This window comes from Candidatus Goldiibacteriota bacterium, from assembly GCA_016937715.1.
Lineage (GTDB): Bacteria > Oederibacteriota > PGYV01 > PGYV01 > PGYV01 > PGYV01.
Genome location: JAFGWA010000029.1, coordinates 1 through 21,255, shown reverse-complemented (window position 1 = coordinate 21,255; position 21,255 = coordinate 1). Strand labels below are relative to the sequence as shown.

The following is a 21,255-nucleotide window of genomic DNA, read 5'->3' as shown; positions in this document are numbered from 1 at the left end:
GGTGTCTTCGCAAACAACATAATAACACAAGTGCTTGGTGGGACTTTTTATTTACTTAAGTGGTGCATTTCATATTACATTTTTTAAATGTCAGAATTTGATGTACAGCCCGAACTTGTGATTGTTGCCAAGTTCTCCGTAAGGAAGAAACGCGTAATTAAATTCATAAACCGTCCCGTTGATATCAAGCCCTGCCCCAAGGCCGGCGGCAAACCCCGAAAACGCGCGTTCTTCGGGGTTAAAATTGGCGCCAAACCTTCCGGATAATATGTAATTTTCTATCCTCTGGCTGTATTCAAGCCCCGCCCTTAAATTAATTCCGTTGCCCAGGTTGTAATCCGCGTCAGCGCCTATTCTTACTTTATTGCTCTGTACAAACATGTTTAAAATCTGCGTGTACACACCCGCGGCAAAAGACATAGGCGTAATTCCGGAAGAAAAACTTGTGCCCAGATTCCTGAAAACAACCCCGACCCCGGTTTTATTCCATATGGTTTCGCCCCTGTTGGACATAAAATCAGCTTCTTCATGAACAATGGTGTATATTCCGCCTACATCAACGGAAATTGCAAGGTTTGCGTAGTCCGAAGACAGTGATTCTCCGCTTAACTTCAATGCTATTCCGGCTTTTAAATTCTTTGTGAATTCATTGTATAAAAGTTTCCCAAAATCAACACCGTAGCCGGCGCCCAGCAGATAATTAAAACCGGATACTTCTTCGCCTTCGCCGGCGTAATTACCCTGCGCGTCTTCAAGCGTGGAAGTTATTATTCCGGTATTAAGGTATTTAAGGCTTACCGCGAAAGAACCTGATTCCCCCATGCCCCTGCCGTAATATACAGAATCAAAAAAAGTATCCTGAAAGTATACGTCATGAACAAACAGAATCTCATTTTTAGAGATAAACGATATGCCCGCGGGATTTATATCCATGGCATCAAGGCCTTCTGCCAGCCCTATATACGCGCCGCCCATTGCCTGCGCTTTAATGCCCGTGGGTACTTTTAAAACGTCAATTGAAGCGGTCCCCGGCCCCGCCTGTAAGAATACAGGGACAAGCAGGACAAATACCGCTAAAACAGCTGATAATTTTTTCATTTTTCCCTCTTTTATAAGCAAAATAATTATACCCGCAGAAAATTACATCACTTAATAATAAACAATTTTCCGTTTATGGTTTCCCTGTCATTTTTTATCATGTAATAATACACACCGGGGGACACTTTTTCACCCGCTTTATTCCTTCCGTTCCATTCTATCCTTCCGATAACGCGCTTTGCTTCAAATATTTTAAACCCTTCAATATTGAACACTTCAATATCACAGTGTATCGGAAGTATGAATTTAAGGGTCCGTCCGTGCGCTTTTTCCCTGTTAAACGGATTCGGGTAAACAAGCACGTGTTCGGGGGTTGCGGTAAACGTGGGAGTAATTGTCCACGTGGGGGTAATTGTCCATGTAAGCGTGACAGTAGTGGACTGAGTAACGGTGGATGTCACCGTTATTGTCGGGGTATCAGTATATGTGAGAGTAACCGTTACCGTAGGCGTAATTGTCGCCGATACCGTATTTGTAATTGTTTCCGTCACGGTCTGTGTGGCTGTCTGGGTGTTTGTCCGGGTTACTGTCTGCGTTACGGTACGCGTCACCGTCTGCGTTACCGTCTGTGTAACCGTGGATGTTACTGTTTTTGTAACCGTTCCGGTTACAGTATCCGTCACCGTTGACGTTGAAGTAAGGGTGATAGTTATTGTAGGGGTAATAGTGGCAGTAAACTGCGGAGTTATAGTGTGCGTCCGCGTTATAGAGTGCGTCATTGTTATAGTGGGAGAATACGTATGCGTTGACGTAATGGTAAATGTTATTGTAACGGTATTTGTAGGCGTATTTGTCCGCGTCACGGTCTGCGTATTGGTCTGCGTGTTGGTCTGTGTTATTGACTGCGTCGCCGTTTGTGTGTTTGTAAGGGTCGCAGTGCGCGTCGATGTCGCGGTGGCAGTCCGTGTTGCTGTCCGCGTTACTGTCGCGGTTACAGTGCCTGTAACGGTGGCGGTTACCGTCTTTGTAACAGTACCTGTAACTGTCTGCGTGACCGTTCCTGTAACAGTCTGCGTGACTGTCTGTGACCTTGTCTGTGTAACGGTCTGCGTGACAGTCTGCGTATTTGTCTGTGTTACGGTTTTTGTAACAGTCTGTGTTACCGTCTGTGTCCTTGTTTCGGTAACACTCTGAGTATTGGTCTGCGTGACTGTCTGCGTGGCTGTTTCGGTCACGGTCTGCGTGACAGTCTGCGTATTTGTCTGCGTCACTGTCTGTGTATTGGTCTGTGTCACAGTTTCAGTGGCTGTCTGCGTAATTGTTTTTGTGGTGGTGGGGGTGCTTGTAATTGTAATAGTGGCGGTTATGGTCTTTGTGGCCGACGGCGTTACCGTAGGCGTAGGCGCGTCTACCACAAGCACGCTGTTGCTTGTGCCGTTAATCTGCGAATCAACCGTGTCTGTTACCGTGACAGTCTGAATGCCGTTTGTATTAAAAGTTACCAGGAACGCTTTAACGCCTAAGTCCCCTGCCGTGAATGTATAATCAGCCGGCAGATTTGCCGCCCCGTCAGTTGAAGTTAAATGGACCGTGCCTGTGTAATCTGAAACCGTAACGCCATACGGGTCTCTTGCCCTTACCGTCACATATACCGGAATACCGTTATAAGCGCTTGACGGCGCTGATACGGCAAATGAAGTAACCGGCTGTGAAATTATATCCGCCGTGGAACTTACATCATCCGGGCTTGTCATTGTGCCTGTGACTATGTGGTGCAGTCCGGAAACTATTGAAAGGGTTAATCCCGCGGTTACAGAACCATTTGCGTCTGTTACGCTTTCCGGCGGGAACACATAACCGTAATTCGTCTCAAATTTTACCGATACATTCTGGAAATTTCTTGTATTGCCGTCCTGGTCCACTATCTGCGCGGTAATTGTCACATAAGAACCCGCGTCAGCGTACGTTTCAGAAACAGGCGACATTCTTAAAAACAGCCCTTCTGTGACTGTTAAATTTGTTGTCCCGTCGGTTATGGCTCCGTTATTAACGTTATGCGCTGTTATTACGGCAGTACCAACAGCGGATGACCTGACATTTAACGTAAGTCCGCCGCTGTCGTTTGCCCTTATGGTAAGGTTCTGAACCCATGTATTCCCGCCGTCGTAGGAGAACCTGACATTGGCATTATTGCTTGAAACATATATGTCTTCATCCCCCGGAGGATAAGCCGCGTTTAATCCTGCTCTCCAGCCGTTAATATTAAGCAAGCCAACCTTCATCGCTCCAAGCGACATAGGATTTGGAAGTATATTTATTGACTGCGCGTAGCCAAGGGTACCCGTTATGGCAAGGGTAACTCCCTGTAACGCTGTGGATGTAATACCCACATAGTTCCAGCCAACATTCGGACTTGCAGTAAACCAAGTGGTCAATAATCCATTCACATCAGTATACCCGCTTGTCGGATTAACCGTAGATGTGCCTGATTGCGCATAAGGTATAAAGCCCACCCATTTATTGGCAACCGGGTTTCCATAATAATCCGTAACTTTTGCGGTAACTGTTACTGCCCTATTACCCGATACCACAACAGTATATTTATTTGCCCACCCTTCAAGAAGGTACGGGTCGTTGGCGGTTATATCCGCGTACGCAATGCCGTCGCCCAACCCTGATGCCTGCGCTGTAATTGTTATACCGGTATCTTTTTTTGTGTCCCTGTAGTAAAGATAAGCCGCGCCGCTTTTTAAATTTGTGGCAAGCGAAGACGCCCAGACAGATAAATTTTCCGAAAATTCCATAGTGGTGTTCACAATAGGGCGTGTAATATTTACAAGCGCGCTTGAAAACGCGTTGTTGCCGTTAACATCCTTTGCCTGCACAGTTATAGGATAAGGAACGCCTGCTTCTGTAGAGCTTAAAAGCGGGCTTATCACAAGATAATCCGCCTCCGCATTATTTACATATACTGTGGATGTGCCGCTTGTCATGCCCGTTGCAATACCTGTAACCGTTGCCGTATTAGCCGTGGTGTCCACCACAAGAATATTGGTCTGTTTGGAACCGTCAAGGATAACACTATTACTCCAAGTAGCGCCGTTATCGCGCGAGAATGTCATGGTGCCGGAATTGGATGTAACCGTAATTCCCCTTGCGGAAGTTGTTGCCCAGTTTCCGTACTGGTCCACAAGTTTTACAGCAAGTGTACCGGTAACGCCTGTCTGCGTATTTAAAATATCCGGCGATATGGATACCTTTGCAGGCGGGCCCGCGATAAAGTTAACAGTCACTATCCTTGATAAATGGCCCATAGATAAAGTAATATTAGCGGAGCCTGCTTTTGTTGACTTTATATCCGCAAATGCTAATCCGCTTGCGTTACTAACAGCATAGTTATTTAAACCTGTCCTCACCGGGGTTATTGTATCTTCATTTCTTTCGGAATTAAAATCAACAATGGCATACTGTACCGCAGTACCTGACGGAGTCCTTACGGTCGCCGTAATTCTTGCGCCGTCAACACCGTTGGCAACAACATTATTTGTGGGATAAGCGGCACCCGCAAAACTGCCAATTACATAAACCCAATTATTTGTGGAACCTGCAGATACACCGCCGGAATTAACCGTGCTGTTTCCCGATACTCCGCCTATTGGCAATGTATTTGCGTTGGAGAATATATCGCGTATTGTGACGCCGCTGGAATCTGTAATTCTTATATTATCAAAGAAACCGTTAAATGTGCCGGCGCTGTTTGTCGGCGCGCCGTTGTTACCGATATTTCCCGTATCCTGCGATAATGAAATTTCATCAGTTGTTCCATTAACAGCGTTAATGTCAAATACCCTGTGGTACCATTTTCCTTTCGAATACGCTTTGGTATCCATAGAAGGATGAATCCTTATACTATTCTGATCCATTATATATGGTTCAAAATCCCTTAACTGCCCGCCATCCCAGTCTCCGTCCACTTCCATTGATGTATAATAATTAGAACTTGTGTCAGGCACAAATAAGTCATACATTAAATAAGCCGCGCCGGAAATATCCCAGTTGCTGTTATTGTGTATATTTACATAGCAATATGAATATGTATTTGCTGCAGTCAGATAAGCAGTCAGCATTATCGGCTGGTTATAAGATGTTGCAGTAGCACTTACAAGAATATTGTTGCTGGTGCCGTTCATTGAATTTAATGTGTCTGTTGCTGTAATAGTCCACGTGCCTGCGGTTACAATACTTGCGTCAAATATCCTTGTGCCGTTGTCAGCAGCCTGGAAGGTATAATTTGCAGGTAGTGTTTTTGTTGTTGCCCCGCTTGTAAACGCCACTGTGCCGGTGTAATTATCTATCGTGTTGTTGAACTGATCTTTTGCCGTTGTCACAAAGTTAAAGACAGCGCCGGAATTTACAAAGCTTGGCGCAACCACCACAAAGTGATGCAGGCTGCCCGCGCTTACGTTTATTTCATTGCTGGTGCCGTTAATGCTTGTCTCAGAAGTGTCGGCAACGTATATCCTTTGTATTCCCGTTGTATAAAGCGTGACCGCCACTATTGTAACTCCCTGATACGAAGGAAGGAACGTTAAGTCTGCCGGCATTCCGGACGGCGTGTATGGGTCTGTGGTGGTAAAATTAACCTGCCCGGTATAACCGGTCACTATATTGTTGAACGAGTCCTTTGCGGTAACAGTTATATAAAATAAACCGCCCGCTGTCACATCTGACGGCGCAGAAACCGTAAAGTTTGTGGGCATTGCGGATACCACGTTAACCGTATCACTGCCCGTAATTGAAGGTATTACCGTATCAGTGGATGTAATTGACTGCGTGCCTGTGTTATTTATTACTACCTGGAAAATATGCACGCCAAAATCCGTTGTCGCCACATAAGTGTAGTCGCCCGGAAGCGCGTATAAAGAAGCGCTTGTGGTAAAGTGCACCGTGCCTTCGTAATTTTCCGCGGTCAAATCACCATAAGCCGCGGTTGTTTTTGCGGTAACCGTAATAAAGAAAGCAACCCCCGCGGTAACCGTATCCGGCGCTTCAACCAGAAGGCTTCCTGTTACCATTGTCGGAGTGGAAGACGGCGTCGCCGTAGGCGTGGCTGTTATGGTTATTGTGGCGGTAACGGTCTGCGTAACGGTCTGCGTATTGGTCTGCGTTACAGTGCCTGTTACGGTTTGTGTATTTGTCCGCGTGACAGTACGTGTGTTTGTGCGCGTTACTGTACGGGTGGATGTGGCTGTAACCGTCCTTGTATTTGTAAGCGTAACTGTCCTTGTACTTGTGGGCGTTGCCGTAACTGTTATTGTAAATGTAATTGTGGATGTTGCCGTACGTGTTATTGTGCCTGTTACGGTCTGTGTTACCGTCTGCGTGTTGGTCTGCGTTATTGTTCCGGTTACGGTCTGTGTATTGGAAGGCGTTACAGTACCTGTGGCTGTCTGTGTATTTGTCTGCGTTACGGTCTGCGTGTTTGTCTGTGTCATTGTACCGGTTACAGTCTGCGTATTGGTCTGTGTTACGGTCTGTGTATTGGTCTGCGTTACAGTTAAGGTTGCCGTACCCGTTACAGTCTTGGTTATTGTCCATGTGGTGCTTGGCGTGGATGTCTGCGTAATTGTCTGCGTGTTTGTCTGTGTATTTGTCCCGGTAACAGTCTGCGTTACGGTTTGTGTTACAGTCTGCGTATTTGTCAGGGTTGCCGTGGGTGTAAATGTCTGCGTATTAGTCTGCGTTACCGTCTGAGTCATTGTCAGCGTAACTGTAGGCGTGGAAGTTTCTGTCACAGTGCCTGTAACCGTTCCGGTTGCGGTTTCCGTAACAGTCTGCGTAGCCGAAGGCGTCACGGTATCCGTGGGCGTATCTGTGGAAGTCATTGTAATTGAAGGCGTCGGCGTTATAGTCGGCGAATGCGTAAACGTGGGCGTTATTGTGTATGTGGGCGCCGGATATTCGGTCCAGTTTAAAGTAACGCTGCTGATAAAAGGAGATACAAACCTGTCATAAGTCCTTAATACCGCCCTCCATAATATATCTGTCCCCTGGTCTGCGGGCCTTTCGTCAAAATTAACCCCTGTCCCCGGCGTTACCTGTATCCATGTGGCGCCGTTATTTGACGACAGATAGAAATCAATTTCTTCATTATTAAGAGTATAGTCCGCGCTTAATGTTATAGAGCTGTAATTGGCAAAAAAATGCGCCACAGATATTGACTGCAGCGTCCCCGGCGTGGTGTACGCAAGTCCGTAAACATTTAACTTGGCGTTGTCTCCGGCCGCTATCCAGTATTCCCCGTTATATTTTACCGTGTTCATGGTAACCGTTCCAAATTTATCCAGCTGAGAGCTTAAATCCGCGAATATGTATCCGCTTGTGGAATCACCGGTTATGCTGTTTATCTTGGCGCTGCCGCCGCCCACAAAAAATTTCTTGGAATTATTATCATAGTCCATGCCGTATAAATTATTCGCGCCGATGCCGGAAAGGCTTGCGCTTCTGTCCACAAACATTGAAAACCAGTAATCCACAACCTTGCCGCCGTCGCACGCTATTCTCATCGTTGATGTAAAAGCGTCATCCTTGTCCCATACTATCCTGTTTATATTATGGTAAACTCCCATTGTCGCGTAAAATTCCGGCCTTAAACTGTAATATGACACCGTCCCTTCGTTATAATACCCTATATTGCCCGAAGCGCCGCCTATCATTACATCCGCGTTTGACGGCCCCCTGTATGTTATTGTGTTTACCGCGGAACCCGATGTCCAGCCATTGCCTGTAAGCACCGCACTTCTGTCCGTAAAACTGACCCCATCCGTGCCGGTTTTAAAATAATTATTATCCCCGCCTATGTACCACATACTGCCGTCCCATTCTATCGCGTTTACCGAATATCCCCCGAAACCAAGCTGGGATGTCCTTAAAGTAAATGTTGCGCCGTCCGCCGAATAAGCAAGCTTTCCGTCCGCGCCGCCTATTAACCAGTAACTGCCGTTCCACCTGACAGACAATACATTGCTGTCGCCAAAGCCAAGCGCTGATTTTAAATCCGTAAATACAGCGCCGTCGTATTTATTGATGCACCCTTTGTTTCCCACTATAAGCCAGTAACTGCCGTTCCATTCCGCGGCCCTTATATTTTCTTTTCCAAAGTCTTTTATCTTTGTTGAAAGGTCAGTGTTCGTCGGGCTTACCGCGCCGCCTGTCCTTGAATAAAACTTGCCGTTCTGCCCGCCTATTAAATTAACCCCGCTATTATTGCTTTCCATCGCCCATACAGGGCCTGATGAAAAATACGCGGGATTTGACTGCAGGTTAAATGTGTTTAAATCTGTTGATGTGTATATTACCGTTGCCGAACCGTTGCCGCCGCCTATTAACCAGTAGCTGCTGTTCCATTTAATACTGTATACCGCGGACATTGTGATACTTGCGCTTTTATTCGTAAAGTTCTGCCCGTCGCCTGACGACGCAATTTTTCCGCCGCCGCCCACAAGCCACGTGCTTCCATTCCATTCTATGGAGTTAATATCATATGTGCCGCCAAGCGCGGTTGCAAGCGCGGACGAATGGTCTGTCCAAGTTGTTGAACCGTCGTACTTTACTATCTTTCCGCCTTTACCCGCAATTAACCAGTAGCTGCCGTTCCATTTTATGGCAAGCACGTCATTGGTTCCAAAGTTAAGCTGGCTCTTTAAATCTGTCCAGGCGGTTCCGTTAAAACTGTTAAGCGAACCGCTTGTGCCGCCCACAAGCCAGTATGTTGTCGGCGTGTCCTTATAGCCTATCGCCCTTACGTCGCCGGAAAAATTCTGCAGGCTGGCGGAATAATCAGTCCACGTTGACGCGCCGTCCCACCTTTTAATCTTGCCGCCCGCGCCGCCTATCATCCAATAGCTTGCGTTGTGCCATACGGCATAAATATTATCCGTTCCAAAACCCGCTTCCACGCTTAAGTTAACAAAGTGCGAGCCGTCGTATTTGTTTATTTTTCCGCCGTCCCCCACTATTACCCATGTGGAATTTCCGTCGTGCTTTATGGCTTCAACGCCGCCGCCCCAGTTTATGACGCCTGTTGTTTCCGCGAATCCCGGCTCCCTTAAAAGTATGCCGTGCTGATTGGTGGTGTCCCAGTTTGCGGTTGTCGCGGAATTGTCCTTAAAGTCATCAGTTAAAAAGGTTTCAGTGAAGGTTGTCGCGGAATATATAAAAGAATAAAATGAAAGTAACACCAGAAATATAAAAATAGACCTTTTTTTCGTCTTATTTAAGTTCATTAAACACTCCGATTTTTTACCGCCCCAATACAATCAAATAATACCCTAACATTCCTATAAAATCAACAGAAAAATCGTTTAACTTACAGATTGATAACACCCCTTTCATATTATATAATACTTAGCTATATGGAAAAACAAATACGTTTAAACAGGCTTATCGGCATTACAGTGCTTTTTACCATCGCCGTCGTACTTTCGGACGTTTTCGTAAATATTTACATATGGCGCCTTAAAAACAACTATGCGTCATTATCCTTATATATGCTTTCCACCTATGCCGTAGTTCCTTTTATTTTTTACGCCAACGGCTTTATTGCCAGAAAACTGGACCGCGTGTCCATTTACAGGATTGGAATAATATTTTACGCGGCTTTTTACCTGTGCGTGCTTGTCTTAAACCAGAAAGTCACCGACTATCTTATCCTGCTTGGCGTTTTAAAAGGGCTGGCAATGGGTTTTTACTGGTTTGGCTACCATGTGCTTACCTTTGATTATACAAGCCCGCAAAACAGGGACAGGTTTTATTCAATCACTTCCGTGGCTTCCGGAATCACCTCGCTGCTTGCGCCGCCTGTGGCGGGTTATATGATTGTAAAACTTGGCGGGTACACGGGTTACTACTTTATTTTCATAACATCCGCCCTTCTTTTTATAAGCGCCATACTTATGTCATCAAGTTTAAAATCAGAACCTGTTGACCACCCTTACAAAATTAAGGACCTTATATTTACGCGGGACAAAAAGTGGCGCGGGGTACTTATTGCGTACTTCTTTCTTGCGGCGCGCGACGCAATCACAATGTTTTTATTTGCCGTGCTGCTTGTGAAAGTGACCGACAGCGAATTCACCTTCGGCAGGATAACCATCCTGTTTTCCGCCGTGTCAATTACCACCGCTTACCTGCTTGGAAAAATTTCAAAACCGGTACACCGCGAAAAACTTATCCTTTACGGCGCCATAATTCAGTTTGCGGCATCGCTTGTGCTGCTTGTAAAAATAGATTTTATCTTTCTTGTGATTCAGGGGCTTTTATTTCCCATAGGCGATAACTTAATAAGAATCCCCATATCGGCGTATTCAATGGATGTAATTTCGGAAAGCGACCCCGAAGGCAAAAGAAAAATGGAATATCTTGTGGCGCGCGACCTTCCCATTGCCGCCGGAAGGATATCAATGATGCTGTTTTTTATGTTTCTGCTGCAGCACCTTCCTGTTTACGGAATTAAAGCCACCATCTTTATAATTTCGCTGGCGCCTTTTGGAATATGGCTGGCATTAAAAAACACCAAAGTAAAGCCAAGCAAACTGCCCCCTATTACCGTTTCTGAAGCATAAAATCCGGCGTTTCTCCCGCTTCTGTTGCGGGCGTATTTTCAGCGGCACTTTCTTTTAAATTAAAAACTTCAAGTATAAGGTCATATATAAAACCCGCGGCCACACCCGCCGCAACAGCCGCGCCCGCGCCTGTTAAAACCGCCTGCGTGTCAGACATATTGTTTGAATCGGCTATCTGCGTACCGGCTACGGCGCCGCCCGCCACCGCACCGGTCACTATAACCGCCCCAAGAAACTGCTGTCCGTCCGATGCTCTTTTTCCGGCAGACGCGCACCCTGTAATTGATAATATTATTACCGCCAACAAAACAGCTGTTACTCTTTTCATATTAAGCCTCCCTGAATTATATTGCGGATTAATTCCGCCGCGATATAATCATAATCCAAAACTTATGATTTGGAAAGCGCGTTTTATCAGCAAAGCGCGGTTACCCGCGTTGATTTTTGATAAATTCCCCATACCAACTGCCGCTTTTCTTTATCGTCCTCTTCTGTGTGTCATAGTCCACCCTTACAATCCCAAAACGCTTTGAATATCCCGAAGTCCATTCAAAATTATCCATAAGCGACCAATAATAATAACCTTTCAGATTGTATCCCGCTTTAACCGCCCGTTCACACGCTTTAAGATGCCCTTTTATGTATTCAAGCCTGTCATCGTCATCCACTTCGCCCCGCGAATTTACAGCGTCTTTTGCCGCCATTCCGTTTTCCATTACATATACAGGAATATCTCCGTATTCGTCATTTATTCTTTTTACAAGATCAAACAGCCCGTCAGGGTAAACTTCCCACCCCATTTCCGTAATTTTCGCGTTTTCTACCGGCCTGCTGTTTACGCATTTCATCCAGTTAAACTCTTCACATTCCCCGTCATACACCCTGAAACGGAAATAAAAGTTAATCCCCAGAAAATCACATTTATTGCCCTTTATTAATTCCATATCTTCAGGCGTAATTTCAGGAGCCGTTCCCTGTTTTTTTCTAAGTTCCATAATATCTTCGGGATATGTACCTTTTAATGACGGTTCACAGAACCACCTGTTCCATATTCCGTCAACCTGCCGCGTATTTATGGCGGAATTTTTTGTCCCGTCCATATCATGCACCGGCGACATACAGTGAACAATCCCTATCTTTCCGCCTCCAATTTTTTCTTCCCTGAACGCCTTTACCGCTTTGGCATGCGCCAGATGCATATAATGGGCCGCCTGAAGCGCTTTTTTTGTATCTTTAATGCCGGGGGCAAACTTCCCGTTTTCATAACCCAGGTGCGCTGCCACATACATTTCATTAAATGTCGCCCACATCTTTACCCTGTCGCCATAACGTTTAAAACAGTACCGCGCGTAATCCGCGAAAACATCCGCGCTTTCTTTTTTTAACCAGCCGCCTTCTTCATGAAATTTAAGCGGCAAGTCCCAGTGATATAAGGTAATACTTGGCTCTATCCCGTTTTTAATAAGTTCATCAATAAGCAGGTCATAAAAAGCGGCGCCTTTTTCATTTACAGTTCCATCACCGCCGGGAAAAATCCTTGGCCATGAAATTGAAAACCTGTAGGACATTATGTTCATCTTTTTCATAAGTTCTATGTCTTCTTTATATCTGTGGTAATGGTCACACGCAATTTTTCCGTCATCGCCGTTTACAATCGCGCCCTGCCTGCGGCAGAATTCATCCCATATGGATTCGCCTTTACCATCTTCATTCCATGCGCCTTCTATCTGATAGGATGATGTGGCAGTTCCAAAAATAAAACCTTTCTTCAGCTGAATGTCTTCCATGTCGCGCTCCAATTTTGTTTTTACGTTAAAACAGATTTATAAAAAAACATGGGCATTTAGCCCATGTTTTATATATATATTAACAGTATTCTATATTAAAACTTACTACCTTCTGTTATTTCTTTTCTCGCTTTTTTCTATCCTTAAATCAAAAACCGGGGCAATACCTTTTTTGGCCGCCTCGTTAATCCTGTAGATCTCTTCATCGGTAAGTTCTATTTCACCTTTAAAACCTGTGCCGTGATGAAAATCACCTATAAAAAGAGGGTCTCCTTCTTTTGTGTTGTAAACAGACTTTCCATTCTTCTGCCACGAAACAAAAACCCATTCCGCTTTAACAACAGTAACATGTTCATTAAGCTGAAGTTCTCTTCCGTCAAAACTTAAAGTTTTGCCGTCAACATCCACCTTAAACACACCAAGATAGACATCACTGATAGTGCCTTCTTTGCCTATCAGGCTTTTCGGCCTTTTTAAACTGTCTTCTGAATCCATAAAATCCAGATTCTTTACCGTAACCCTCTGTCCTATTTTCATTTTCATTACCCCCGATTTAGATATTTCAATAATCTGTTACTTTTTTGAATTATACTTATACGTTTAAACTTTGTCAATAAGATAACCCCCGCTTAAGCGGGGGTATCTGTTATTCTTTATCTTTTCTTTCTTTTTTCTTGCCCTTTCCCGTGTCTTCATTCTCATCATTACCTGTTTTATTATCATCCTCATCTATTTCCTGATCCTGATCCTTATCCTCAACCACATTCTCATCCTTAGCCTTATCATCCTCATCTATTTCCTTATTCTCATCCTTATCCTTTGCCTTTACCTTATCCTTTTTCTTCGCCTGTTCTTCTTTCATTCTTTTGTAATTTTCCCAGCCGTCAGCGTGCCTTTTGCTGCCAAAGTGATTTCCCTGATTAGTTTTATCCCCGTCCTTCTTTGGCACAGCTGTAGCAGAAGGTTCCGGAACATTTGTAGCGGCTGCCGAAGGGACAACAGTTGGCGCGGCAGTAGATGCCGGTACAATTGTATTCACCGGGGTTGCCGTAACAACAACTTCCTTTATATAAATAACAGTCACCGCAGGCACCGGCGTATTTACAGCAGTTGCCGTATTTGTAACCGTTGCAGCCGGCGCTTCTTTTTTCCCGTTTATGTATCTGAAAGATTCTTTAAGATTTCCATTTTTATCATACGCCTGAAACCTGCCATGCCTTACATCCCTGTCAAATTCTTCATACTGCTTTAAGAGCCCGTTGGAATAATAATATTTAAACGCCCCCTGCTTTTTCCCAAGCCTGTAATAACCGTATGTTTCAACCGCGCCATTCTCATAATAGGAGTAGTAAGCGCCGTCAGGAACATCATTCCTGTATGTTGTCTTAATCTTAAGATTTCCCCTGTCATCATATATTTTGCTGATGCCGTTTCTTAAATTATTTTTGTAATCCACCTTTTCTATTATTACGCCGTTCCTGTTATACTTGCGCACGGTAGCGGTAATTTTCTCGCCTGTTTTAACAACAGTATTGCCGGGGCCGGGGCTCCACACCGCTATGCGTTTATTACCCCTGTAAAAAACCGTCTTATTGCCTTCCTGCTTGATTACCACTTCCACGTCAATATTGGTGATATTAACATTATTTACAACCACCTGAGCGGTTGGCACCGCCGTAGCTGCCGCAACAGCCGTTCCGGGCTGGACTATGACAGGAGTTACATTTGAATAATATCTTTCGGTATAAGAGTAATCATAAGGGGAATCCTGAACGTAAACAGTACATCCGGATAAGAACACTGCTGCAATAAGGGTACCCAACAGTAAAGCCTTCTTGGTATTTTTCATAAATTACCTCCTGTTTTTTATACTTCTTTGACGCCCCCTGCGTTCCAATAGTTTACATATTATAACATTAAAAATACCCGTTAACACATCATTTAAGGTAAAAAAAAAAACGGCAGGCCATACGGCCTGCCGTTTCATATAATAATTAATTACTATTTTGCTTCTTCTTTTGTTTCCTTAGGGGCTTCCGCGGGTGCTGCTGCCACTTCTCTCATTTCCGCTAACGCGCCTACACCGGTATCAAACCTTCTGTTTTCTTTCTTTGCCTTTCTTCCAAAAGATTCCCTTATGTAATAAAGTTTCGCCCTTTTTGCTTTTCCTTCTTTGGTAACCTTAATGCTGTCAATGCTGGGGGTGTTTATAGGAAAGGTCCTTTCAACGCCGATTGCGCCAAAAGATATCTTTCTTACCGTAAACATGGCATTTAAGCCTGTGCCTTTTTTGGCTATGACAACGCCTTCAAAAGCCTGAATTCTTTCCTTGTTTCCTTCTTTAATTTTTGTATTTACCTTTACCGTGCTTCCCACGGAAATCTTGCTGAAATCTACACCCTTTTTCTTATATTGTTTTTCAATGATTTCCTTAATTTTTGTCGCCATTTTTCTGTACTCCTTTACCCTTTCAAGAATTTTCTGTCTTCATCAGACAGTTTTATTTTCTCCAGCAGTTCGGGCCTGTTTTTCTTTGTCTTTAACAGGGCCTGCCGCCTTCTGAATTTTTTTATCATTTCATGATTACCCGACACAAGCTCTATTGGAACCTGCATCCCTTCATACTCCCTTGGTTTGGTGTACTGCGGAAAATCCAGTATGCCCTTTTCAAAGGATTCGTGCACGGCGGACTCTTCATTGCCAAGCACATCCGGCAGAAGCCTTGTCACGCCTTCTATTATAACCAGCGATGCAAACTCGCCGCCGCTGAGTATATAATCGCCTATACATATTTCTTCGTCAACATAATTTACCACCCGCTCATCCACGCCTTCATATCTTCCGCAGATAATAGTCAGTGAATCCAGCTGCGCGTACTCCCTTAACTTTTCCTGGGTTAAGCTGCGTCCGGAAGCGCTCATTAAAAGCACTTTTCCTGTTTTGCCCTCTTCTTGTACGCTTTTCAGCGCTTTGTGAATGGGCTCCACTTTCATGACCATTCCGCCTTCACCGCCAAACGGCGTATCGTCGGTCATCTTGTGCTTATCTTCAGCGAAATCACGGATGTTGACCACTTTAAAATTTACCTTTTGTTTTTCCCTTGCCCTTTTAAGGATGCTGAAGTTCAGCGCCTTTTCAAAGACTTCCGGAAAAATCGTAAGAACGTTTATTTCCATCATTCGTTTATTATTTCAAGCGGTATTCTTTTCTTTATTCCTCTGTTGGCCGCCGCTATACTTACAAGGCTTCTTAACGCCTTTATGGTCCTGCCTTCCCTGCCTATGATAAATTTCATGTCGCCGGGAGCAACCGATACGACGCATTTTTCAAGCCTGCCCGTCATATCATTTATCTCCTTAACCGCCAGCTTATCTTTTTCAGTAATCAGTAAAGACGCCGCGTATTCAAGAAGTGCTTTCATTTATTTAGCCGCTTTCTTTACCTTTGTCTTCTTTGCTTTCTTCTTTTTTACGGGTTTTACCGGAATCATTTCATTATAAATGTTCAGTTCCCTGAAAATACCCTTAACAGCCGGAGTAATCTTAGCGCCGTCTTTTATCCACTTTGTCGCGGCTTCTTTTTCAAGCTTAATAACAGGGGGATTCTTGGTAGGGTTATAAAACCCAAGTTCCTCAATATACTCTCCGCCTTTTGCCGAACGCCTTTCATCAACCGCAACTATCCTGTAGAAAGCGCTGTTGGCCCTTCCCATTCTTTTCAACCTTAATATTACCGACATGCAAAAAACCTCCTTAAAAACTTTTGATTCGCGCTATTTTGCGCGAAAACTTTTCATTTTTATTTAACTGGAGCCGATGACCGGGATTGAACCGGTGACCTACTGATTACGAATCAGTTGCTCTACCACTGAGCTACATCGGCAAAGCAATCAATTAATTAATGGTGCCGAGAGACGGAATTGAACCGCCGACGCACAGATTTTCAGTCTGTCGCTCTACCGACTGAGCTATCTCGGCACCTATATTCGGTTGATGTAAAATTAAAACACTATTTAAGCAATAATAAAGAGCGGCGCTCTAAAACGCAATTGCGAGCGTAGAGAGCAAATTAAAAATCAAGGCCTTACCTTCCTATCGTTTCGCCATTTGGCAGAGCCATAATGGCTATACGCAATTGCGAGCGTAGAGAGCAAATTAAAAATCAAGGCCTTACCTTCCTATCGTTTCGCCATTTGGCAAAGCCATAATGGCACCGACTGAGCTATCTCGGCACCTGTATTCGGTTGATGTAAAAGTAAAAAAATATAATAACAACAAAGACTGAATCAAAACGTCTGAGAATTATAATAAAAGCACCGGATATTGTCAACATAAAAACAGGCTTTTGATTACCAGTTTTTCCTGTCTTTCATCTTTGTCTTTTTAAACACTTTTGCCATAATAAAATAATAAACATATATTACAAAAGTAACCTCGCATACCAAAGGATGAAACATCCAGAATGCTGCAGGTTTACGGACGAATCCAAAAAACGCCTGTATTATAAGGGGAATTACCGTCACACAACTTAAAGAAAATAATACTATCCCCTTTGCCGGAAATGACTTCCAGGGATAACTTCTTTGTTTGGTGTTGTTAAAAAACATAAAGTCACTTATTCTACGCTGCTGTTTTTTGATAAATGATGCCATCGTCGGAGAATAAATATGCACTATCCCTGTCTTTACTTTTACAAATTTGTCTCTTCCCTTTAAAACCATTTCATATATGGCGTCAATATCAAAAAGATAGGGTTTATATTTAATCTTTTTAATATCCGCTTTCCTTATGAACGTACCGTTAGCACCTATAGTAGGCATCTTGCCTGTTTCAAGATGTATCTTTATATAATCAGGCTTTTCTTCCGTCTTTAAATCCATGCCTGTCCACTTTCCTGTTATATAACTGTACCGGTCATAATTTCCTATAAAAAGACAAAGCGGATCATTTATCCCTGCTGCTGCAAAATATTTTGTAAGCCCGGTATCAGCTTTCCTGTAAACAAAATAAAGCGGTTCCGTACCCGTAATATCAGGATCTTCCACAAAAGGCGCAGCCATACGGCTTATAAAATCTTTACCCGTTATAATGTTATCGCTGTCAATAAGCGCAAGAATATCGCCTTTGGATTGATCAACCCCGACCGCCTTGCCCGCCTCACCTGTCTGCAGCGGATTTTTACAAATATTTATTCTAAGTTTTTTTGAAAATGTTCTTACAACTTTAAGAGTGTCATCCGAAGAACCGGCGTCAGCAATTACCACTTCAAGTCTATTTTTCGGGTAATCCTGCTCCGCTATCGCATGCAGACACAGCCCTATTACCTTCGCGGAATTATATGTGGGTGTGATTATAGAAATAAAAGGAAGCCTTTCTTTTTTCATTTTTTATTTCCTTATCTTCATAAAATCCATTATATGCCCAATTACCGCTTTTGCCGCTTTAAAGATAAACGCCAAATCCGCCCATGAACGCACAGCCAGAAACTGGCGCAGGATAAACCTTGGCGTCATAAAAGCTTTATAAATGCTTTCACATTTGCCCACCACTTCTTCAGGGGACATATCAGGTGTTTTAAATACCGGCTCTGTCATGTCAAACTTATCCCAATCACCGGCCTGAAAACGCAGCCAGTCATTCTGAATTGCCTGGTCATATAAGGGCGTTCCCGGATACGCGGTTACCACGGTTGCCTGCAGCATATCCGCCAGCCCTTTATCAAGCAGCTTTCTTGCCAAATCAAGCGTCCGGTTAGCGTCATCGCGCGTTTCCCACGGGTAGCCCACCATAACGGTTAAATGCACTCCTAATCCCGCGTCTTTTGCAATCCTGCACCCTTTTTCAATATCTTCCACTTTAATTCCCTTGCATAACCTGTCAAGCGTGGCCTGGTTAGCCGATTCAAGCCCGAACTTCATAAGCCTGAAACCCGCTTTTTTCATTAAAGGCGCGATATCTTTATTTATATAATCAAACCTGTAATTGGCAAGTATGGACATCTTATAGTCCCTGTTTATCATTCCTTCGCAGAATTTCTTAAGCCATTCCCCGCGCGGGAATGTGCCTGTATCATCAAATACCTCTTTGATGCCGTATTTCTTAACAAGCATATCAATTTCAGATAACAGGCTTTCCGAGCTTCTTGTCCTGAATTTCGGGAAAAGCCCTGTCCACGCGCAGAATGTGCATTTGCCCCACGGGCAGTCGCGGCCAACCATTGTGTATGTGTACGGCGAGTACTTGAAGAATTTTTCGCCGTAAAGCTTCCACTTTGTAAGGTCCCTGTCTATAAACGGCAGCGAGTTTAAATCATTGTTTGAATGGTCAAACTTGCCGGTATCTTTAATGTCTTTATTTTCCCTGTACCAGATGCCGCTTATTAAACCGGCTTTTTTTGAAAGGTAGTCAGCTATGCTAAGCAGGGAAAAATCATAATCCCCGCCTGTTATTACAAAATCAAAAGTGGAGTTCTGCATTGATTCAAGGGGAAACGCGGTTACATGGTCGCCCATTAATACTGTCTTTACATTCGGCAGTACTTTTTTTATTTCCGCTTCTATTGACCACATCTGCTTAACCACAGGAGTCTTTGTTTCTATAGCAATCACATCAGGCTTAACATCCAAAAGCATATTGATATACATGTCCCAGTCTATCATTTCAGCTATGGAATCATTATAAATGGCGTCATAACCTTTGGAAGCCAAAAGTGTTGCCGCGGATGCCGGCACCATAGGATATAAAAAAGACGGATTATGAAACCACTGAAACTGCCTGTTCTGGCCCAGCGTGGGCGTGCCTTTTCCCTTTAACGGCGGATAAGATATCATTACTTTCATTTCTTTTTTACCTCTTCTTTAAGTTTTGGCGACAGCAGGCCTTTTATGAAATAGATTCCGTAAACTATATGGTTTACAAATATCCCCGGCAGAACAACTGATGCCAGTTTAATATCTTTAATTTTTATTCCGTCAATTAAAAGCAGTATACCATACAATGCCAGCGGCAGTGACCACAAAGCAAGAAGCTGCCGCGCGAATAAAAACGGTATAATAAAACTTAATATATACAGGGTGAAGAAAGTCGGGATAAAATACGAAAGCCGAAAGGAAGTCTCCGGGAATTTTTTTACAAAATACCCCCTGTGAAGCGCGTAGCTTTTTACCTGTTTAATGTGCCCTTCCGGGAAATTGCGCCTGTGGTGGTAGACAAATACATCCGGGTCATAGGCAATTTTCATTTTATGGTCGCGGACTATTTTTAAGCACATTACCGTATCTTCGCCGGGCCAGAATTCCGTATTAAACCCGCCTATTTTATCCAGCACATCACGCCTTACCAGCAGATTACACGAAGGAAAATCATCCACAAAACGCGCGTGTTCCGGTTTGTAACGGAAACGGTAACCGCCCCCGCCCAAAAGCGAAGCGTATATATCCCCGCTTACCTTCTGCAGAAATGAGTCATTGTCAGGGGTTGCCGCGGGCCCGCCCACCGCCGCGATGTCGGAGGATGATTCAAAAATCTCCACGGCTCTTTTAAGCCATTGTTTCATCGGGAATACGTCATCATCAATGAAAGCGATAATCTCGCCTTTGGAAGCTTTTACGCCAATATCCCTTTTCTCGCCCGGGTAAATGTGGGTGGTGGGAATTATTTTAAGGTCAAAAGAAAATTTGCCCTCTATCTTACTTTCAAAATCAGGCAGTACTATGACCTCTATTTTAGACTTGTCATAGTCCAGCGCCTCTATATAAGGAAGCGACTCCCTTATATAATCATTTATCTCTTTTACCGGTATTATTATTGATACAGTTTTCATATTACCCCGTTTATTATTCGTAGCTTAGCGTTCCGCTTAGTTTTACAATACGCCGGACGCCAGTGTCGGATTCAGAGACATAAATATTTCCTGCGGAATCAACAGCAAGGGCTTCAGGATTTGATAATCTTTTATAAATCCCGCCTTCTGTGTAGCCGTAAATTTCATACTTAAAGTTTCCATCAAGGTCAAATACTATAATAATTTCCCGAGTTAAATCAGTGACATATAATGTATTACCATAAATGGCAATAAACTTAGGCTGAGGCATCCCCCCGGGATTGTATGAACTCTCACCCCATTTTTTTACAAAATTCCCACTACTGTCAAATTTTTTAATACATTTTAAATCATGGTTTAATATATAAAAATTTCCTGACGTATCTAGTTTAAGATCCGAATGGTAGTTTGTACTTGGGTCTCCTGAAATTACATAGCTGAATTCTGATAAATAATTACCGCTTGAATCAAATTTTTGAATTCTTTTATTATTGTCATCCAGAACGTATACATTTGAACTGTTCACAACTATTCCTTTGGGAGCTGCAAACTGACCTTGTCCAGTGCCATTTTCACCCCAATAATTTAAAATAGTTCCAGAACTATCAAATTTTGTAATTCTATACGTCCAAGTTTCAGGTACATATATATTGCCTGTTGTATCAGAAGAAATAAAATATGCTGAATCCAATAGTCCGTTCCCATTTAAGCTTGTTCCCCACCTCATTTGATAAATAAAGCTACTATTGAACTTGCTAATATATCCTGTGCTGGGATCACTAACATAAATATTATTCGCGCCATCAACACAAGTACCGTATATACTTGTCAACTCTCCCTCTGCTGTTCCCTGGCTTCCGCATGCGCCTAAAAATTCGTGATATGGCGTGTTTGTTGCTGTTGGTGTGGGTTCTACAGGTTCAGCGGGCTGAGATTTTTTACTGCAGGATATCAACATCACAAAAGTCAAAAACATCACCCCAATT

General features: G+C 43.7%; 15 protein-coding genes and 2 tRNA genes. 1 reads left to right on the top strand and 16 read right to left on the bottom strand.

The window, feature by feature from the left end; all coding sequences use genetic code 11:
- Nucleotides 1-90: 90 nt before the first annotated feature.
- The gene (locus JXR81_03795; protein MBN2753972.1) at nucleotides 91-1,098 is read right to left on the bottom strand and encodes a hypothetical protein; all 1,008 of its coding nucleotides are present in this window, start codon (nucleotides 1,096-1,098) and stop codon (nucleotides 91-93) included.
- Nucleotides 1,099-1,145: 47 nt separating this feature from the next.
- Nucleotides 1,146-9,323: a hypothetical protein gene (locus JXR81_03790; protein MBN2753971.1), complete on the bottom strand. Its 8,178-nt coding sequence runs from the start codon at nucleotides 9,321-9,323 to the stop codon at nucleotides 1,146-1,148.
- A 129-nt stretch (nucleotides 9,324-9,452) separates the two neighbouring features.
- Between JXR81_03790 and JXR81_03785 the strand changes: the two genes are divergently transcribed.
- Nucleotides 9,453-10,661: an MFS transporter gene (locus JXR81_03785; GenBank protein MBN2753970.1), complete on the top strand. Its 1,209-nt coding sequence runs from the start codon at nucleotides 9,453-9,455 to the stop codon at nucleotides 10,659-10,661.
- Here JXR81_03785 and JXR81_03780 read toward each other — a convergent pair.
- The 14 genes from JXR81_03780 to JXR81_03715 form a co-directional block, all read right to left on the bottom strand.
- A complete protein-coding gene (locus JXR81_03780; GenBank protein MBN2753969.1) occupies nucleotides 10,642-10,989 on the bottom strand; it encodes a hypothetical protein in 348 nt (115 codons plus the stop codon). The genes JXR81_03785 and JXR81_03780 overlap by 20 nt on opposite strands.
- Nucleotides 10,990-11,089: 100 nt before the next feature.
- Nucleotides 11,090-12,448 (bottom strand): beta-glucosidase, encoded by a 1,359-nt coding sequence (locus JXR81_03775; GenBank protein MBN2753968.1) that lies wholly within the window; start codon nucleotides 12,446-12,448, stop codon nucleotides 11,090-11,092.
- 105 nt (nucleotides 12,449-12,553) lie between these two features.
- Entirely contained in the window at nucleotides 12,554-12,985 is a 432-nt protein-coding gene (locus JXR81_03770; protein ID MBN2753967.1) for a hypothetical protein, read from the bottom strand.
- A 109-nt stretch (nucleotides 12,986-13,094) separates the two neighbouring features.
- Nucleotides 13,095-14,297, bottom strand: coding sequence for a toxin-antitoxin system YwqK family antitoxin (locus JXR81_03765; protein ID MBN2753966.1), 1,203 nt, complete (start codon nucleotides 14,295-14,297; stop codon nucleotides 13,095-13,097).
- A gap of 152 nt (nucleotides 14,298-14,449) precedes the next feature.
- A complete protein-coding gene (gene rplS / locus JXR81_03760; protein MBN2753965.1) occupies nucleotides 14,450-14,896 on the bottom strand; it encodes a 50S ribosomal protein L19 in 447 nt (148 codons plus the stop codon).
- Between the two features lie 14 nt (nucleotides 14,897-14,910).
- Entirely contained in the window at nucleotides 14,911-15,627 is a 717-nt protein-coding gene (trmD, locus tag JXR81_03755) for a tRNA (guanosine(37)-N1)-methyltransferase TrmD (protein ID MBN2753964.1), read from the bottom strand.
- Nucleotides 15,624-15,869, bottom strand: a complete 246-nt coding sequence (locus JXR81_03750; GenBank protein MBN2753963.1) for a KH domain-containing protein — start codon at nucleotides 15,867-15,869, stop codon at nucleotides 15,624-15,626. Before JXR81_03750 ends, trmD begins: the two co-directional genes overlap by 4 nt.
- Entirely contained in the window at nucleotides 15,870-16,187 is a 318-nt protein-coding gene (gene rpsP, locus JXR81_03745) for a 30S ribosomal protein S16 (protein MBN2753962.1), read from the bottom strand.
- 68 nt (nucleotides 16,188-16,255) lie between these two features.
- Nucleotides 16,256-16,330: transfer RNA gene (locus JXR81_03740), tRNA-Thr, on the bottom strand.
- A 19-nt stretch (nucleotides 16,331-16,349) separates the two neighbouring features.
- Nucleotides 16,350-16,425: transfer RNA gene (locus JXR81_03735), tRNA-Phe, on the bottom strand.
- Between the two features lie 371 nt (nucleotides 16,426-16,796).
- The gene (locus JXR81_03730; protein ID MBN2753961.1) at nucleotides 16,797-17,831 is read right to left on the bottom strand and encodes a glycosyltransferase family 2 protein; all 1,035 of its coding nucleotides are present in this window, start codon (nucleotides 17,829-17,831) and stop codon (nucleotides 16,797-16,799) included.
- A 3-nt stretch (nucleotides 17,832-17,834) separates the two neighbouring features.
- Entirely contained in the window at nucleotides 17,835-19,286 is a 1,452-nt protein-coding gene (locus tag JXR81_03725) for a radical SAM protein (GenBank protein ID MBN2753960.1), read from the bottom strand.
- The gene (locus JXR81_03720; GenBank protein ID MBN2753959.1) at nucleotides 19,283-20,269 is read right to left on the bottom strand and encodes a glycosyltransferase; all 987 of its coding nucleotides are present in this window, start codon (nucleotides 20,267-20,269) and stop codon (nucleotides 19,283-19,285) included. Before JXR81_03720 ends, JXR81_03725 begins: the two co-directional genes overlap by 4 nt.
- 13 nt (nucleotides 20,270-20,282) lie before the next feature.
- Nucleotides 20,283-21,255 (bottom strand): hypothetical protein (locus tag JXR81_03715; GenBank protein MBN2753958.1); only part of this gene is annotated, 973 nt, incomplete at its 5' end.

Bases quoted from the DNA above. Each gene is read 5' to 3' on its own strand.
- JXR81_03790 (MBN2753971.1), bottom strand. From the start codon at position 9,323: ATGAACTTAAATAAGACGAAAAAAAGGTCTATTTTTATATTTCTGGTG.
- JXR81_03770 (MBN2753967.1), bottom strand. From the start codon at position 12,985: ATGAAAATAGGACAGAGGGTTACGGTAAAGAATCTGGATTTTATGGAT.
- JXR81_03765 (MBN2753966.1), bottom strand. From the start codon at position 14,297: ATGAAAAATACCAAGAAGGCTTTACTGTTGGGTACCCTTATTGCAGCA.
- JXR81_03725 (MBN2753960.1), bottom strand. From the start codon at position 19,286: ATGAAAGTAATGATATCTTATCCGCCGTTAAAGGGAAAAGGCACGCCC.
- JXR81_03730 (MBN2753961.1), bottom strand. From the start codon at position 17,831: ATGAAAAAAGAAAGGCTTCCTTTTATTTCTATAATCACACCCACATAT.
- JXR81_03750 (MBN2753963.1), bottom strand. From the start codon at position 15,869: ATGAAAGCACTTCTTGAATACGCGGCGTCTTTACTGATTACTGAAAAA.
- rpsP (MBN2753962.1), bottom strand. From the start codon at position 16,187: ATGTCGGTAATATTAAGGTTGAAAAGAATGGGAAGGGCCAACAGCGCT.
- trmD (MBN2753964.1), bottom strand. From the start codon at position 15,627: ATGATGGAAATAAACGTTCTTACGATTTTTCCGGAAGTCTTTGAAAAG.
- rplS (MBN2753965.1), bottom strand. From the start codon at position 14,896: ATGGCGACAAAAATTAAGGAAATCATTGAAAAACAATATAAGAAAAAG.
- JXR81_03720 (MBN2753959.1), bottom strand. From the start codon at position 20,269: ATGAAAACTGTATCAATAATAATACCGGTAAAAGAGATAAATGATTAT.
- JXR81_03795 (MBN2753972.1), bottom strand. From the start codon at position 1,098: ATGAAAAAATTATCAGCTGTTTTAGCGGTATTTGTCCTGCTTGTCCCT.
- JXR81_03775 (MBN2753968.1), bottom strand. From the start codon at position 12,448: ATGGAAGACATTCAGCTGAAGAAAGGTTTTATTTTTGGAACTGCCACA.
- JXR81_03785 (MBN2753970.1), top strand. From the start codon at position 9,453: ATGGAAAAACAAATACGTTTAAACAGGCTTATCGGCATTACAGTGCTT.
- JXR81_03780 (MBN2753969.1), bottom strand. From the start codon at position 10,989: ATGAAAAGAGTAACAGCTGTTTTGTTGGCGGTAATAATATTATCAATT.